This is a genomic window from Streptomyces nanshensis (genome assembly GCF_001751255.1).
GTDB classification, from domain to species: Bacteria; Actinomycetota; Actinomycetes; order Streptomycetales; family Streptomycetaceae; genus Streptomyces; species Streptomyces nanshensis_A.
Map to the genome: position 1 here is coordinate 117,248 of NZ_LJGW01000377.1, position 16,923 is coordinate 134,170.

The 16,923-nt window shown below is 68.8% G+C and carries 12 protein-coding genes; 6 read left to right on the forward strand and 6 right to left on the reverse strand.

Annotated elements, in window-relative coordinates; all coding sequences use genetic code 11:
* Positions 1-63 precede the first annotated feature (63 nt).
* The 5 genes from AN218_RS22890 to AN218_RS22910 all read left to right on the forward strand — a co-directional run bounded on the left by AN218_RS22890 (position 64) and on the right by AN218_RS22910 (position 7,817).
* Positions 64-2,487, forward strand: coding sequence for a tetratricopeptide repeat protein (locus AN218_RS22890; protein ID WP_070018774.1), 2,424 nt, complete (start codon positions 64-66; stop codon positions 2,485-2,487).
* Positions 2,488-2,700: 213 nt separating this feature from the next.
* Positions 2,701-4,047 (forward strand): S8 family serine peptidase, encoded by a 1,347-nt coding sequence (locus AN218_RS22895; protein ID WP_070018775.1) that lies wholly within the window; start codon positions 2,701-2,703, stop codon positions 4,045-4,047.
* 12 nt (positions 4,048-4,059) lie between these two features.
* The gene (locus AN218_RS22900) at positions 4,060-4,293 is read left to right on the forward strand and encodes a helix-turn-helix domain-containing protein (RefSeq protein ID WP_070018776.1); all 234 of its coding nucleotides are present in this window, start codon (positions 4,060-4,062) and stop codon (positions 4,291-4,293) included.
* 92 nt (positions 4,294-4,385) lie between these two features.
* The gene (locus AN218_RS22905) at positions 4,386-6,452 is read left to right on the forward strand and encodes a tetratricopeptide repeat protein (protein ID WP_079132478.1); all 2,067 of its coding nucleotides are present in this window, start codon (positions 4,386-4,388) and stop codon (positions 6,450-6,452) included.
* A 33-nt stretch (positions 6,453-6,485) separates the two neighbouring features.
* Complete coding sequence (locus AN218_RS22910; RefSeq protein WP_171908764.1) at positions 6,486-7,817, forward strand: tetratricopeptide repeat protein; 1,332 nt, start codon at positions 6,486-6,488, stop codon at positions 7,815-7,817.
* 131 nt (positions 7,818-7,948) lie between these two features.
* Here AN218_RS22910 and AN218_RS22915 read toward each other — a convergent pair whose 3' ends face one another.
* Positions 7,949-8,236, reverse strand: coding sequence for a hypothetical protein (locus AN218_RS22915; protein ID WP_141747671.1), 288 nt, complete (start codon positions 8,234-8,236; stop codon positions 7,949-7,951).
* A gap of 267 nt (positions 8,237-8,503) precedes the next feature.
* Here AN218_RS22915 and AN218_RS36975 point away from each other — a divergent pair, with 267 nt between their 5' ends.
* Complete coding sequence (locus AN218_RS36975) at positions 8,504-8,650, forward strand: hypothetical protein (protein WP_171908765.1); 147 nt, start codon at positions 8,504-8,506, stop codon at positions 8,648-8,650.
* Positions 8,651-8,903: 253 nt separating this feature from the next.
* On the opposite strand, the gene AN218_RS22930 is transcribed toward AN218_RS36975, so the two are convergent.
* From AN218_RS22930 to AN218_RS22950, 5 genes are all read right to left on the reverse strand, one after another.
* Positions 8,904-13,472 carry a putative T7SS-secreted protein gene (locus AN218_RS22930; RefSeq protein WP_070018781.1) on the reverse strand — a complete coding sequence of 1,523 codons (4,569 nt, stop codon included), beginning with the start codon at positions 13,470-13,472 and terminating at the stop codon, positions 8,904-8,906.
* Complete coding sequence (locus tag AN218_RS22935; protein ID WP_070018782.1) at positions 13,472-14,017, reverse strand: hypothetical protein; 546 nt, start codon at positions 14,015-14,017, stop codon at positions 13,472-13,474. The genes AN218_RS22930 and AN218_RS22935 overlap by 1 nt, the downstream gene beginning before the upstream one ends.
* A complete protein-coding gene (locus AN218_RS22940) occupies positions 14,014-14,448 on the reverse strand; it encodes a hypothetical protein (RefSeq protein WP_070018783.1) in 435 nt (144 codons plus the stop codon). Before AN218_RS22940 ends, AN218_RS22935 begins: the two co-directional genes overlap by 4 nt.
* Positions 14,449-14,756: 308 nt before the next feature.
* The gene (locus tag AN218_RS22945; RefSeq protein WP_420856004.1) at positions 14,757-15,560 is read right to left on the reverse strand and encodes an SAM-dependent methyltransferase; all 804 of its coding nucleotides are present in this window, start codon (positions 15,558-15,560) and stop codon (positions 14,757-14,759) included.
* Positions 15,557-16,627 carry a helix-turn-helix domain-containing protein gene (locus AN218_RS22950; RefSeq protein ID WP_079132479.1) on the reverse strand — a complete coding sequence of 357 codons (1,071 nt, stop codon included), beginning with the start codon at positions 16,625-16,627 and terminating at the stop codon, positions 15,557-15,559. Before AN218_RS22950 ends, AN218_RS22945 begins: the two co-directional genes overlap by 4 nt.
* Between the last annotated feature and the right edge of the window lie 296 nt (positions 16,628-16,923).

Consider the following 16,923-nt stretch of genomic DNA (forward strand, 5'->3'; position numbering starts at 1 on the left):
GTTATGGACGAATTTGTCAGGGAGATTAACCGTGACAGACCTTGTTACAGGAGGACACCGCGCGTGGACCTGATCGTGCCTTCGATGGAAGCCCTACTCAAGGGTGTTATCGAGGGGACAGGAGGTGAGGTAGGGCGGCAGCTGTGGGCCGGGCTTCGCCTGCTGGTCAGCCGAGAGCGAGGAGAGGGCCACAGAGACGGAGACGGCCAAGGTCGCAGCACCTCGGGCGGGCCGGCCGAGGATGCGCTCCGCGCCTTCGAGGCCGATCCCCGTGATCCGGTGAGGCTTGCCGTCCTGGGGGCCGCCCTGACAACGGCGGCACAGTCAGATCCCCAGTTCCTTGCACACTTCGATGCCTGGCGACAGCGGGCGTCCGCGCTTCCGCTCCCGTCCAATGCAGCCGGGGCAGCAGAGTTGCACAGCCCGGCGGCAGAGCGGATCGAGAGTATCGACGAGCGCCTTCAGCCTCTGGTGCCGCGGCACCTGCGGCCCCCTCTCGCGCACTTCACCAACCGCACAGCCGAGTTACTCCAGCTCGATCAAGCCGCGCAAACCCGTACGGGCGCAGGCGGCACGCAGATTGTGGTGGTCAGCGGCGGCGGAGGCATCGGTAAGACCGCCCTCGTTGAGCACTGGCTGCACCGGCGTGCAGCGGACTTCCGTGACGGCGTGCTCCACGCCGACCTGGCTGCGACCGCAGGAGATCACCGCGCGCAGATCCACTTGGTGCTCAGCGGGCTGCTGCGGTCTCTGGGAGTGGCGGGGGAGCAGGTCCCGGCCACAGCGGACGAAGCATCCATCCTGTTTCGCCAAATCACCGCACGCAGCAACCTCGCAGTCCATCTGGACAACGCCGAGTCCGACGCGCAGGTGGAGGCCCTGCTGCCGACGTCGCCGGAGAGCACCGTGGTGGTGACGAGTCGGCACCTCCTCGGCGGCCTGAACCGGCTGGGTGCCCGCTTCATTCACGTGCAGGCGCTGGCCCCTGAGGCCGGCCGGGAGCTGCTGCGTCGGTCCTTGGGTGAGGACCGGGTCGCAGCAGAATTCGAGTCCTCCGTACGTCTGGTCGAGCTGTGTGGTGGGCATCCCCTCGCGCTGGCCCTCACGGCCGGAAGTCTCGCCACACGGCCCCAGCAATCGCTCGACGATGCCGTGCAGCAACTCACCGAAGATCGGCGTCACCAGCGGGCGCTGAGGAGGGAGATCTCCATTACCAGCAACTTCGACGGGTCCTACGACGCGTTGACCGACGAACAGCAGGTTGCCTATCGGCGACTCGGATTCCATCCCCGGGGGGAGTTCTCGCTCCAGGCCGCGGCAGCTGCCTTGGCCCTCCCTGTGCACGAGGCTCGGCAACGGGTCGACGACTTGGTTGAGGTGAGCCTGCTGGAGATCCGTGGCGAGAGGTATGCCTTTCACGACGTCGTCCGCAGCGACGCCCGGGAGCGTGCCGAGTGGGACGACGACCACGATCAGCACCGGGCGGTGATATGCCGCTTGTTGGAGCACTACGTCGCTCTCGCGGCTGCTGCCGATGCCGTCGTGGCACCGCAGGAGTGGCGTCTCGGTGAGTTCTTTCCGTCACCCGGCGCCCCGCCTGCGTACTCCAGCAGCCTGGAAGCTCTTGAAGCGCTGGAGCGGGACCTGCCCACGTTGATGGCGATGCTGCGTGCCGGCGGCGAGTACGGTGCCCACGCTCTGGTGTGGCAGCTGGCCGAGGCGATGTGGCACCTGTTCTTGCGTCGAAAGCACATCGCGGAGTGGGAGCTCGCCTACAGGCTGGGGATCGCGGCAGCGCGGCGGTGCGCCGACGATGCGGCCCTGGCCCGTATGCACTACTGCCTCGGCCTCGCCTTTCACGACCAGGGCCGCCGGGCCGAGGCCTTGACGGCGGGCCAGGACGCCCTGCGCGTGGCGCGCAGGGCCGACCATGACCGGCTGACGGCTCATGCGCTCGGCTTGATCGGCATGGCCCGCCGTGAGCAGGGCGACGTCAAAGACGCAGTCGCCGCGCTAGCGGAAGCCGTTGCCCTTGACCACGTGGCAGAGCGGCATCGCGACGCGGCTCTCAGCCGTCGCCGCCTCGGCCAGACTCTCCTCGCCGCGGACAAGATCGCCGAAGCCATCGACGAGCTCACCAAGAGCCGGGATCTCGCCGAGCGGATCGGCGATCCGGATGTGAAGGCGATGACCACGGTCTGGCTCGCCGACGCTTACACCCGCGCAGGAGACCCGGCCCACGCCGAGGAGTTCGCGGCACAGGCGGCGGGCCTGCTGGCTGATTCCGGATCCAGCAAGTACAGGGCCCAGGCGTACATGGTGTGCGGCGAGGCCGCCGCCGCGCAGGGACGCCTGACCACTGCGCGGGATCACTTGCAGCGGGCCAAGGCCTTCTTCATCGAAGCCGGAGCGCCGGATCTGCGACGCGTCGAGGAGGCGCTGACAGAGGTAACCAACCGGTTGAGCGACGCCTCTGCGCAGCGGTAGCTGACCCGGCTCCCTCGCACGCCGCTGCTCCATCGCCGGCGCACACAGCAGCCGTTCACCGCACATGCGGCGTTCGGCTGAACCAGACCGCCGGAGGGCTATTCCCTGCCCCGCGTGTAGGGGCCGACCGCTGCTCCGGCCGCAGGCTCCCGCCTGCACCCCGTTACACACCGTTACCAACACACGAAAGTCATGCAAATGCGACGACGCGTCATGTTCACGACTCTGGCCGCGGCTGCGGCTCTGGCCGCCGCCGGCGTCCTGCCCGCCGCGATGGCGGCGGGCAGCGACACAGCCGCCTCCTCCCACCAGGGCCGGGTGGGGACGTTCATGAGCGATATCCCGGAGCCGAAGACCGCCCGGACCGCGGCGGACAAGCCGGCCGAGCCCGGCACTCCCGCAGAGTGCAAGGAGTTGTACGGCCGCCCCTGCTACACGGCGCGCCACCTGCGGCACGCGTACGGCGTCGACCGCCTCAACGCCCGCGGCATCCAAGGCCAGGGCGAGACCATCGCCGTGGTGATGCCCCAGAAGCACGCCACCGTGCAGTCCGACATGAACAAGTTCTCGGACGAGATGGACCTGCCCCGTACGAAGGTCGAGGTCATCGAGCGCGGCGAGGTGACGGAGCCGGACCCGGAGGACCCCTCGGAGGCGGGCAACGTCCAGGAGGCCAATTTGGATCTTCAGATGGCGCACGCGATGGCGCCGAGGGCCAAGTTGATCCTCGTCTCCACGGCGCACAACTGGGATGACGCGAAGGGCCTTGCGCCGTGGAAAGAGATCTCCGACGCGATCGACTGGGTATCGCGCAACAGGGACGTCACCGCCATCTCGATGTCGTACGGCATCTTCGAGCGGGCGCTCGCCGACGCGGCCGGAACGCCCGGCGACTACCACCTCGTCAACGGTCTGCGCCGCGGTCTGAAGACCGCTGCCGGACGGGACATCAGCCTCTTCGCGGCAACGGGGAATCACGGCCCGACCGGGCCGACGCTCCAGGGCGACGGCGTCTACCCGGACCGTACGGTGCCCTGGCCCGCCTCCGATCCGCTCGTCACCGGGGTGGGCGCGACCGACCTCTACTTGACCGACAAGGGTGAGCGGACGGCGCCGGATCGGCTGTGGACGGACGACGCCAAGCTCGGCGGGGTGAGCGGCTCCGGCCGCTCCCTCATCTGGAAGGGCCGGCCCTCCGCGGACCTCACCGCCGTCGGCGGCGGCAGCTCGCGGACCTGGATCTACAGCAGCATGAACGGGCTGGAGGGTCAGAAGCCGGGCTGGACCCGCGTCGCGGGTACCTCCGCCGCCTCGCCCGCCGTCGCCGGCATCACCGTGCTCGCTGCGCAGCAGGCCGGCCACCGCCTCGGCAACGTCACCCGCGCCGTACGCGCCATCCGCCCCAACACGCGCGGCACGTATGACCTCTACACGGGCTGCAACACCGCCTGGGACGTCGAGGGCTTCTGCGCCAAGCCCGGCATGGACACCGCGTCCGGCACCGGCACGATCAACGACGCCGTCCGCTGGACCCGGGCCCTCGCCGCCGCCCGGCGCTGACAGGAGACCGCGATGTCCTGGGAATCGGACCTGCCCCACGTCCCGCCACGCACACCCCTGACCGGGACGCAGCGTGAACAGTTCAGCCAGAAGGTCGTGACCGCCTACTGCGAGCGCAGGTACTCCATCCGCGAGATCAGCGAGGAGACCGGCCGCTCCTACGGCGCCATTCACCGGCTGCTCAAGGACGCCGGGGTGGAGCTTCGAGGGCGCGGAGGAGGGCCGCGAAAGCGCGCCCGACGCTGATCCGCCCCCAGCGCGGTGGGTCCGTCCGGCGCCGGGCGTACCACCGCCCAGAACTGCCCGTCCACTCGACAACGATCAGGAGGCCACCCACCGTGAGCAGCAGCGGTAACGCCGTCAGCGGCGGTCAGTTGGGCGCCGTGGTGCAGGCTGGCGAGATCCATACGCTGCACGTGGTCCAGCCTCCGCCCCCGCCGCTGGTTCCGTTTCAGCTGCCGCCCGTGACAGCAGCATGGGAGGACCGGGAGGACGAGCTCGCCGATCTCGCCGGCCATGTACGCCACCGGCAGCCCTACACCTCCACCCTGGCGGTGCTCGTCGGGGACGGCGGCGTGGGCAAGAGCGCCCTGGCCGCCCGCTGGCTCGCCGCTCACCGCGAGGAGACACCCGCCGGCTACGTCCACCTGCCCGACGCGCGGAAGGCCGGGGGCAGCGCGGCGCTGCCGACGCTGCTGCGCCGCCTCCTCCGCGACCTCGGGCACGCGGCCACCGAGGACGCCGACGTCGACGAGCTGACCGGCCGCTGGCGGAGCGTCACCGCCGCCCGCCGTACCGGCCTGCTGCTCGACGACGCCACCGACGAGGATCTCGTCCGCGCGCTCCTCCCCGGCGGGGAAGGCCACCTGGTCGCCGTCACCTCCCGGCGCCTGCTGTCCGGCTTGCTCCGGGACGGCGCCCGCCTCCACCCCGTCCCCCCGCTCACCCCCACCGCTGCCGAAGCCCTGCTGCGCCGCCTGGTCGGCGAGGACCGCCTCCCCCAGGAGCCCGCCGCCGTACGGCAGTTGGCTGCCCGGTGCGGGCACCTCCCGCTGCACCTGGGCCTGGTTGCCGCCCAACTCGCCGTCCGCCCCGGCCTCATGGCCGATGCCGCAAACCACACCCCCGAAGGACCTTCCGTGCTCGACGAGATCCACGACAGTCTGCCCGGCCCCATGGGGCACGCCTACCGGATGCTCGCCTGCATCCCGGCCACCCACCTCGACGCCGACAACGCGGCCGCCGCCCTGGGGCTGGCCACGGACCGCTCCAGGCAGGTGCTCGCCAAGCTGCACCGTGCCCACCTCCTGGAGGACCGCGGCGAGCACCGCGGCCGCGGGCGGCTCTTCCGCTTCCCCGACGAGATCCTCGTCCACGCCCGGGGCGCCGCCGCGCAGCGCGAGAGCCTCGAGGATCGCGACCGCGCGCTGCGGCGGTGGTCGGACTACCTCCTGGGCACGGCCACGGTCGCCGAGCACCTGCTGACGACCCACCGGGAGGTGAGCCGCGACATCGTCTTCCACCCCATCTCGCCCGACTTCGGGGAGGACAAGGACGCGGCGCAGGCGTGGCTGGACGCCAACATGGACGACATCGCGATCTGCCAGCGGGCCGCCGAAGGCCGCGGCTGGGACACGCTGGTCTACCAACTCCCGCACGCCGCATGGCCCCATTTCCGCCTTCACCGGCCTCTGGAGCTGTGGCTGGACATGCACCGACGGGGCCTCCGCGCGGCGATCCGCTGCAAGGACCGTCTGGGGCAGCGGGAGATGCTCACCACCGGCGTCATCGCCCTGCGGCTACTGGACCGGTACGACGAGGCGATGGAGTGGGCCGAACAGGCGCTCCGCCTTGCGCGGGAGGCGGGCGACCGCCACGGCGAAGCACAAGGGCTCCACGAGATGGGGGTGTGCCACCAGGGCCAGGGCAGTCACGAGGAGGCCGCCGACGCTCTCTCCGAGGCCATCCGCATCCGGGAAGCAATCAACTACCCCCGCGGCGTCGCGGTCTCCCGACACGTCCTCGGAGAAATCGCCTACGCGAGGGGCCGCTTCCGCCTCGCCGCCGAGGAATTCCGCCTGGCCGGTGAGGGCCTCAATGCCGCCGGCGACCGGTTCGACGCCGCCCGCTCCGCCGCCGAGGAGGGACATGCCCTGGCCGGGCTGGAGGAGTTCGGGCGCGCCGAAGAGCTGCTGCACACAGCGCTGCAGGAGATGCGCGCCCTCGGCTCCGACCCCGAGGAGTCGCGCGTACTGAACATGCTCGCGCAGGCCGCCGCAGCCCAAGGCCGCCGTGAGGAAGCCCTGGAGCTGTACGAGCAGGCCCTCGCGATCGCCGAGACCGCCAGCCCCCGCGACGCCGCGGATATCCGGGCCCGCCTCGCCGCCCTGCGCGCGCGGGACTGAGGGATGGAACCGCTCCGGACCGACGAAGAAGCCATGCCTGAAGACACCCTCCACCCAGCCCACCCCGGCGATCCCAAGGACCGGATCAACTGGCCCCGCTACGCTCAGCTGCTTGTCCAACTGAACGAATCCGACCAGTTCTTGAGCAAAGCCGCGGCACAAGAGCTTCTGACTGACTGTCTGCGCTACTGCCGCATCGCCGGCCAGTATCAGGCAGGGGCAGACCTTGCCGACCGCATCCGAGGCGCCTGGTCACGCACTCTCGCCATAGCTCATCCGGCGATGTGCGAGCTCACGACCGCGCAGAGCAACCTGCTGCGCGGCCTGGGGGAATTCGAGAAGGCACATGCTCTCGACACGGAACTTATGGACAACTTGAGCGTCGCACCCGAAGCGGACACGGGCATGCTCCTGAACGCCCGAAGTGGTCTCGCAGCCGATCAACGCTTCCTCGGCCACTATCAGGACGCGCTGCGAGAACAGCGGGAGGTAGTCGCCACAGCGCAGCAGCTTCATGGCACCGATCACGACACAACGCTGCTCGCATCCCACAACCTCGGCGTCAGTCTCCGACTGACCGGACGGTACGCGGAAGCACTCCAGGTCGACCGCGACACCTTCACCAAGCGTCAAGCTCTGGCGCTCCCGCTCGATTCCCTCGAATCCGGCAACGTGCTCGCACGCGATATGCGGCTCCTCGGGCGCCACGCAGACGCCGTGGACCTACAGCGCCGAGTGGTGCACCAGTTCGTTGAACAGCTCGGCGCTGATCATCCCAAGACCCAATGGGCCCAGCACAACCTCCTCCTGTGCCGATGGCAGACCAACCCTCGGCACGAGGGAATCGAAGGCGCCTTCAGCGAACTGCTCCAGCGGGTCGTCAAGACCATGGGGCGCGGGCACTTCCAGGCCCTGGCCGTGATGACCAGTCTCGGGAATCTCCAGCACGTCCGGGGCAACACCGACTCGGCGTACGAGCTGATCGCTGAAGCCGAGCAGGGCTACCGCCGGCTCCTCGGCGAAGCCCACCCCGTCTCCATCGGCATGCGGACCAACACGGGTCTCACGCTCGAAGCACAAGGCCAACTCGACCAGGCCCAAGCGCAATTCGAGTGGGCCCTGGAAGGGCTCCGAGACGCCCTGGGACGAGACCATCCAGTCGCCATGGGAGCCGCCGTAAACGCCGCACGCTGCCGGTCCCGCTCCAGCACCTGGGACGCCGCGGACCTCATCAGAGACACCATCGACCGCGCCATCAACGTGCTCGGTGCTCAACATCCGCTCACCCGCGTCTGCCGCAACGCAGTCCAGCAGGGCCACCTGGACCGGACTTCCTCCTGGTCCTTCGAGCCCTACGTCGGATGACATCCGCTGAAGAACGGCCCGCGGCCGCGAACGCCTTGCACCTCGAAGCGGCTCCCCATCACACATGCCCAAGGCCTTCACAGCCATGAACAGGGAGGAACCGGTCAGTGCCCCCGCGCAGGCGCCCCGCATCAGGCAGCACGCCCACGGGATTGAATGTGCTGCTCGTCGCCCACGCGCGCCGTCTGGTAGCCCGCGGCGCGAAGGTCGGCGCAGTCGCCCAGGAACTCGCTGTGCCCACAGAGCCTCTCCGCCGGGCGGTACGGGGGATGACGTTCGCTGATCTCGTCGTCCCGGCGCCCCCACCACCCGAGCGGCAGGACAGGCTGGACGAGGAGACTGTACTTGAAGCCCGTCGGCGGACCGCCGACGGGCAGTTGATCGCTGACGTCGCCGACGATCTCCAACGCAGTTACCAAGCTCTGCGCCGCGCGATCGTCGGTCGCACGTGGGCACATCTCGTGGACCCGCCACCTGTGCAGCTCGTCGACCAGGCCGACAGAGCAAGAAGGGGGCAGGAGCGAGCCCGAGCCTTACGGGAAGGTGACGTGAGCAGGGGCTTCGCTGACCTCCCGCCTGTGCGGAGGCGACGGTCGGAGCGGTTGCTGACGTCCCGGGATGTGGTCGGTGCCCGCCGGTCGGCCGCGGGCGGGACCAGCGTCGCGGTGCTGGCGTATCGATACGACGTGTCCGAGCTTACGATCGCGGCCGCCGTACGGGGCGAGCCGCCCTGGCACCGGATGACCACCCCGCCACCAGTCCCGGCGTCCGGCGACCTTCTGGACGAAACGCAACTCCCGCGCCAGTCCGCCGTCAGCATCTGGCAGAACTAGTCCCGGCAGCTGGCGGGGCTTTCAATATCATGACTCATTCCCGGGCCTGACTATCAGTCAACGCACACCGTGATGCACTACATCAAGTGGACTTCGATAGTGAATCCGGGAGCAAGAACCCCGTTGACGCATTCTGCGTGCGCATCGAGGCGTTGCTCGGTGTCGACGTCTTCAGTCGTGGCAGTGAGCACCACGTGGTCAAGTGCGTCTTCGGTGCTCATTCCGCAGATGCAGCAACGGAGCCGCTGGGAGGTCATTCCCATCTTCCCTTTTCCACTTGATTATCAAGGTATTTCTGCGTCGCGTCCTTGATGGCGGTCGTGGGCGCGCCGCTCGGATTCCCGAGGTCCTTGATCACAACATCGTAGCCGTTTCCGCTCTCCATGACCTTGACGATTTGTCCGTCATTCTGGACGTACATGTCTCCATTCTCCCAGACATGATCGACGTCCACTCCGCGCTCAGCCTGGCGTCCCTTGCCGTGGACATCTCGGTCGCTCAGGGAGCCGTCGTCCTTGCCGCAGGGTGCCAGTCCTAGCGGATCTGCCCATGTGTGCGGATTGTGGACGTACGTCGTCGGGTTCGGGGCCGGGTCGAGGCCCAGAGGGTCCTGGGAGAGGTAGCGGGCCGTGGTCGGGTCGTAGTAGCGGTGGACGTTGTAGTGGAGACCGGTCTCCGGGTCGGCGTACTGGCCGGGGAAGCGCAGCGGCGTGTAGGCGGTGGCGCCCGTGTTCCACATCGTGGTGCCCCACAGTGTGCTGCGGGTGCGCCAGGCGATGTTCCCGTGCTCGTCGAGGAGTTCGGTGGGCGTGCCGATCAGATCAGTCGCGATGGCGAAGAAGCGGGAGTCCACCTCGTTCTGGCTGCTGGCGTCGGTGATGCGTTCCGTCTGGGACAGAGGGCGCAGTCCGTCGTGGTCCCAGGTGAGGGTGACCGTGCCGGGCAGGTTCGTGGCCGTGGTGGTCTGCTCGATCAGGGTGGCCCTGTCCCATGTGAAATCGGTTTGGTCCAGGACCTCGCCGTCTTCCGCGAGGCGCTGCTTGGCGATGCGGCGGCCCAGCGGGTCGTAGAGGTAGCGCCATCGGGTGCCGTCGGGCGTCGTCACGGATGTGAGGCGGTCTTCAGCGTCCCAGGCGTAGCGCCACGTGTCGGGCTTTCGCGACGGCCGCGAGATGCGGCGCAGGGTGGTGCGTCCTGCGGCGTCGTGGGTGTAGCGCACGGTGCCCGCGTTCAGGAGTGCGGTGCCGCTGTAGCTGCGCTCACCCCGGGCTTCTGGTCTGGCGTGCTGGGCGGGCCAGTTGGCAGCCGTCTGGTTGCCTGCCGCGTCGTAGGCGTAGGTCTCCGACCAGTTCTCGGCGTGGACGGCGGTGACGCGTCCCGCCGGGTCGAGAACGAAGCACTGCGGGCCGTTCAACTGGTCTTCGACGCGGGTGAGATGGCTGTCGGGCCGGTAGCTGTAGGTGCGGTGCTGCACCGGCGTGGTGGAGGCGGGTGCGGTGATGGTCTGGGAAGCCAGGCGTCCCGCCGGGTCCCACAGGCTGCTGAAGGTCAGTTGGCCCTCGCCGATGCGGCGGGCGGTCTCGCGGCCCGTCTCGTCGTGGTCGAAGGCGAGGGTGTGGCCGTCGGTGGTAAGACGGGTGCGGTTTCCGCCGGCGTCGTAGGCGTACGTGGTGACCGTGCCGGACGGGGTGACACGTCGGGTGCGACGGCCGAGAGCGTCGTAGCCGTGGGTGGTGACCCGGCCGCCGACGAGCTCGGCCGTGATGCGGCCGAGCCGGTCACGGCGGCAGACGAGTTCGGCGTCCGGTCCCGCTGCGGATATGAGGCGCCCGGCTGCGTCGTAGGTGTAGTCGGTCGCGTCGCCGTAGGCGTTCTTGCGGACGACGCGCCCCATGGCGTCGCGGGTGAAGCTGACGGTCTGCCCGGCGGGGTTGGTGCGGAAGGTGAGACGGCCGGCGGCGTCGCGTCCGTACTGCATGGTGCGGCCGTCGAAGTCGGTCTCGGAAATGAGCCGTCCTGCGGGGTCGTAGGAGTAACTCCACGTCAGTCCCTGGGGGTTGGTGACCCGGGTGAGGCGCAGCTCGGTGTCGTAGTCGAAGGTGTGGCGTACGCCATCGGGCCCGGTTCGTGCCGTGCGCAGGTCGAAGTGGCCGTATTCGTAACGGGTGACGGCGCCGGCGGCGTCGGTGTGGGTGAGGCAGTTGCCCTCGCCGTCGTACGTCCAGCCCTGCACGGAGCCGTCCGGGTCCTCGCGCCGGACGAGGCGGGCCTCCGGACTCCAGGCGAGCCGGGTGACGGCGCCCACCGGATCGGTGACCGCGGTGGGGCGACCGAAGGCGTCCCGTACGTACGTCGTCGTCCCGCCGAGCGGGTCGGTGACCGACATCGGCAGCCCCGCGGCGTCGCAGCGGATGCGAGTCGTCTCGCCCAACGGATCGGTGACGGAGGCCAGATGACCGCGCGCATCGTAGCCATACGCCGTGATAGCGCCAACCGGATCGGTGGCGGCCGTGACCAGACCCCGCTCGTCGCGCTCGTAGCGCCACTCGGCACCGTCCGCAGCCTTCTTGCGGACCGGGAGACCGTGCCCATCGTAGTCGACACAGATTTCCCCGCCGTCGGGCAGGACGACCAGCACGGGGCGCCCCGCGTCGTCGTAGCCGTACGCCGTCCTCGCCCCGAGGGGGTCGGTGACCGTGAGCGGACGGTGCCGCTCGTCGTAGGTGGTACGGGTGGTGTTCCCGCCCGCGTCGGTCTCGGCGCCGATCCGCAGCCGGCCGTCGACCACGTAGTGCAGGCGGTGGCCGAGGGAGTCCGTGACGCGCGTGACGTGATGGCCGGCGATGTCGGCGGGCAGGCCGTACTCGAAGACGGCACGGAGATGGCCCGCCTCTCCGGTGTGGGAGACGCAGCGGTCCTGCTCGTCGTAGGTGTAGGAGAACGAGCTGTCGTTGCTGTCGGTCCAGGAGACGATCCGCCCCCGCTCGTCCACGCCGTAGCGCAGGGCCGCTCCCGTGGAGTCGGCGACCGAGGTGAGGTGGCCCGCCTCGTCGTAGCCGTAGGACTTCAGGAGCTGGGCCGAACCGTCCTGCGCCCCACCCGCGAGGTGCAGCTCGGTAACGCGGCCGCCGGCGCAGCCGAACGTCAGCTCGTAGCCGCCGGAGTGGGTGACCGACAGCGGCTCTCCGGTCTCCTCGTCCCACTCGAACGAGAGCCAGCCGCCCGCGAGTTCGCCCAACGCGGCGATACGGGCGACGCCGTCGCCACCCGGCGGCGCACCGGCCGGAGCCTCAAACGTACGGGTCAGGCCGGTCACCGGGTCTGTGAGGGTGTACGAGCCGTCGACAGCGCGGTCCAGCGGCCAGGGCAGGCCCTCCCGCGGAGTGACGGGAAGCCCGGGCGCGGGATGGGGGTATGCGCGGACGCTGCCGTCGGCCGCGACGTAGACCACGCCCTCGGCGTCGACCTCCAGCCGCTCGTCCAGCGGGGAGGCCCAGGCGGCGCCGAACCAGCCGCCCAGCCGGTAGGCCGACTCGAAGGTACGGGTGAAGGTGAGCGGGAAGGAGCCGGGCAGCGAGACGTCGGCCTCGGAGAGGACCATCCGGCCGGTGGCCATGTCCACCGGCTCGTGGCGCAGGACCTTGCAGTTCAGCTCGCGGCCCAGATCGGTCAGCCGCTCGCGTACGGTCTTACGCGCACCCTGCTCGGCGCCCTCCTTGAGGCCCTCCTTCAGACCGGCCTTCAGACTGCTCTTGACCCCGCCCTTGACGGCGCCGCCCGCGCCCTTCCCTCCGGCCAGCTCGACCAGGACCTTCCCGGCCATCTCCCCCGGGTCGCTCCAGTTCGCGTTCTTGACCGCGTCGACCATGCGTTCGGGGTGGGTGGCGGTGGAGGCCAGCCCGGTGAGGACGCCGTTGACGTTCGTCGCGTAGGCGCCGGGGTGGGTGAGGTTGTACGGGTCGATCGGATTGAGCGTACGTGCGAGCTGGAGGGTCTCCATCAGGCCCTTCGCTGCGCCGGAGAGCATATGGATGCCGTTGAGGCCCATGCCCTCACCGAAGTCGCGGGCTCCTGAGGTGAGTTGGTCCATCAGCCCGGGCGCCGCCGGGGCGTCGTGCACCAGCCGGGAGATCGCCTGCCGCGCCTCCCGGGCGGCCGAGTCGCGCTGGCTTCGGGCTTCGGAGAGCAGATGCTGGGCGCGCGCCATGCCCTCCTCACCGGGGTCGGAAAACTTCCCCGGGCGTGGGCCTGGGTCTTCCCCTTCAGATTCGTTGGCCTCATTCCAGGCATCCACGCGCTTGTTGTGGGCCTTCAGGGCCTTGTCTGAGGCGGCCTGGGCCTTGTTGTAGGCGGCGATCGCTTCTTGGGCCTGGCCTTGCGCCCACTGCACCGTGGAAGCGAACGTCACGAGCGCCTTGGCCGCGCCCTCGCAGGCGTCGGCCGCACCCGTCCAGAACTTCGGCTGCGGGGCGATCTTCTCCCGGAATGCCTCCCCCGCCTCACCGCGCCACGATTCCGTGTCCAGGCCGCGCATCCCGGAGCCCACCCGCTCGAAGGCGCGGAAGAAGTCCCGTAGGTGCTCTGCGGTTTCGGTCAGCTCTTTGACCTCGCCGTGTATCAGCTCCTTCGGGTCCTCGGTCGTGCCGAGTTCACGTTCGGCGACCTTCGCGCCGAGGCCGTCGGCGGCCCACTCGCTGCCGTCCCGTACGGCCTCGGCCATTCCGCGTCCACCGACCTCGTCCAGCCCGTCCGCGACCTTGTCACCGGCCCATGCAACACCGTCGCCGAGTGCTTCACCGGCGCTGTCGATCCAGTCCCCCATCAGTGCGCACCCCCGCCGGTCGCGGCGCTACCACCGGTGGGTGATGACGTGGAGGCGTCTTGGCCGACCTGCTTCCACTGATCGCCCATCTCCTCGAAGTCCGGCAGCGAGTAGTCCGTTCCCGCGCCCTTCGTGTTGTCCTTCTGGATCTGCTCCCACGACTTCCCGGCCGCTCCGTCGGACGCGCGCATGCCCGCGAGCGGGTCGTTCGAGCCGGCCGCCGCGAGTTCCTTCAGGCTGTCGATGACGTATTGCTCCTGCTCGTGGTACAGGCCGGCGTTCAGGCGGAGTCCGACCGCCATCTGGTTCGCGTCGTGGATCTTCTCCTTCACCGCGAAGCCCCACCTGTCGCAGAACTCTTCGAGCGCCGAGGCCAGTTGCGCGTCGCCGGTCGCCAGCCCGGACATCGCCAGACGTGAGAAGCCGTTTCCCTGCTGGCTCGTGATGGAGAAGAGCCCTATCTCCTCCAGCTCGGCGATCGCGTCCTTCAGGCCGCGTTCGACCTTCTTCACGTCTTTCGGGTCGAACGTGTAGCCGCCGCTCACGCCACCGCCCCCTTGTGCGCTCGCAGGGAAGTGGCGGCGCTCGCGACGTCGTTCGGCACTGGGGTGGTCTCGGTTTCAGCTGCTGTTTCCAGTGCTGCCCGGTCCGGCACTATGCCCCTCATCGGCGGCAGCAGCCGCCCGTCCTCGGTGCCGGCGTCGAGTACGACTCCGCACCGCGACCTCAGTGAGGGGATGACTTCGTCCAGCAGCCGCGCGCCGTAGAGCGTCTGGAACTCCCATTCGCCGCCGGCTCTGCGGCCCTGGGCGAAGACGGTCAGGGCTTCCGGCGAGCTGAAGGCGTAGATCCAGCGCAGGCCGGCGAGTTCCGCGGACGCCAAACCCCCGTCCAGTAGCGGCACCAGCACCAGTTGGCGGCGAAACTCGCCCAGTCTGGCGAGCCCGTCCGCGAGTAACCCCGCCGTCGGTAACACGACGTCCCCCTCTTCATGTGACCAGTCGCTCCGCTTCCGGCCTCCTTACGGCTGCAGGCGACGACCAGACGAGAGGCGTGTAGTCCGTCGTCTGGAGCCGGTGGAGACCGGCCCGACTCGCCGAATGCAACGGCGGGCGGGGAGCAGTCATGATCAACACCTCGCGCACCACAGGCAACTTGGTGATTTCGTGAAGTTTGTGGGATTCACATGGTGTTAGGAGGTGTGGTGTGCGTGTTGAGGTCCATGCGCGATGGTGCCCGCGGGAGGCGCCAGCCCGTGGGCACAGCCGGGCGACGTACGGTCCGTCAGCGCTTTCGTCCGACGGCGGCGTACACCGCTACCTCGTCGTCGGCGACCGGCGGCGCCCCGGCGATCGGCTTCCAGCGGTGGGCCGGAACCACTCCGGGGTCGACAAGGTCCATGTCCTCGAAGAAGGCTGTGACCTCGTCCTTGTTGCGGACCAGCATGGGCATCCCGAGGTTCGTGTACTCCTCGGCAATGCGGGTGAGCCTGTCAGGGTCGAAGTCCGCGGTGACGATCGTGGTGACCAGGAGGCTGCCCGCTGGCAGCGGCTCCAGCAGGCGCCGCACGACGTCGTGGGCATCGTCGTGGATGAAATGCAGCATGCCGATGATGCACAGACAGACGGGCTCGGTGAGGTCCAGGGTGTTACCCAGGTCCGGATGCTGAAGGATGGCGTCCGGGTCACGCGCGTCGGCGAGGATGTAGGCGATCTGGTCCTGAGCGCTGCTGGTCAGCACGGCTTGGGCGTGGACGAGGACGAGCGGGTCGTTGTCCACGTAGAGCACTCGTGCTGACGGGTCCGCCTGCTGGGCGACTTCGTGCAGGTTGGGGGAAGTCGGCAGACCTGTGCCGATGTCGATGAACTGCCTCACGCCGCCTTCGGTGACGGCCCAGCGGGCCACTCGGTGCACGAAGGACCTGTTCACTTCCATACCCGTGGGCAGGCCCGGCCAGATGGCCTTCAGTCTGTGGGCTGCCTCAATGTCGACCTGGTAGTGGTCTCGGCCTCCGAGGAAGTAGTCGTATACCCGTGCGGAGTGGGGCACCGTGTCGTCGACTCCCTTTGGCGGCTGGTGATCCGTCACGCCCATATCCCCTCAAGTTGTTCCAGCAGAGCTCCCGGCCGGCTGGCGAGCACTGCTGTCCCGTTCATGTCTGCCATGTACTGGTCGACCATCTCTTTGCGGTCGCTGATCTCGGCCCGGTCAGCTCCCTGTGCGAGGACGAACTGGTCTGGAGATCCTGCCCCCGTGCGCAGGAGTCGCACCGGCGGCGTCGTACTCAGGGGGTGCAGGCCTCGTGGGGCGACCTGAACCCTCACGTCGGGGCGCTGGCCCAGTGCTCGCAGGTGCGCGATCTGTTCGCGCATCAGTTCCTCTCCGCCCACGAGCGTCTCCAGCGCGCCCGCTCCCATGATCTCCCAGATCGTGCAGCTGCTCTCCAGCACGCGCCTCTGCCGTTCCAGGAGCAGTTCGACACGACGGCTGATCTTCTCGGGCGACTGGTCCGGGCTCATGGTGTGCCAGATCGCTTCTTGGTACGCACCGGTGCGCAGCATGGGCGGGATGAGAGTGGGGTGCCACTCTCGGATTCGCTCGGCGACACCTTCGGTGGCGATCGTCTTGGACATCCACACGGGGATGACGTCCCGGAAGGAGTGCCACCAGCCCGTCCTGCTGGCTTCGGTGATCTTTCGACGGATCTCTTCGCCCACGCTGGCCGACGCTCGGTAGCAGCGCAGGAGTCGCTCTGCGTCCTCCCAGGTCACCGTCGATTCCGGGCGCTCGATGTACTCCACCTTCGACGGTGTCAGCCCGGTGGCCTGCGCGGCCTGCTTGCGGGACATGACGCAGCGATTGCGCAACTCCTGGAGGCGGCGGGAAACGGCGGCGTGGATCTCCGCAGGACCGGCGATCATCTGCCGCAGCTCTTCGACGTCGTCGGGCGGGGCGCCGTAGCAGTGCAGTAATCGCCAGGCGTCCTCCCACGTCACCTTGGAGCGCGCACCCTCGATCCTGGTGACCTTCGAAGCACTCATTCCCGTTGCGTAGGCGGTCTGTTCGCAAGTCTTGCCTGCGTCGTTCCGGAGCCGTTTCAGGTGCCGGCCGATGGCGGCATCGACCTCCGTCGGGCCTGACCGAGGTGCTGGCATGGGCGTCCCTCCCCCCGCGGCGCGTGCTCCGCGGTATATATGAGGTCATCTTGCCTTCTTCACGTTTTGCTCATTGCAGAATCGCTTGAGGGTGGCCAGGATGAAATCAGATTGACCGAAATAGAAACCGTCCCATCAGGCGGTTTTGCTAACTGAATAAGGCTAGTGGATCATCTCCAGAAAAGAGACCGGGTGGCCTTTTCTGGAAAACCGACCGCCGGTTTGTTTATCGTCCCGGATGCTAGCTCGGCTCAGGGGGAGAGCGCTACGAGGGCACGGGCCGCCACAGGCCGGCA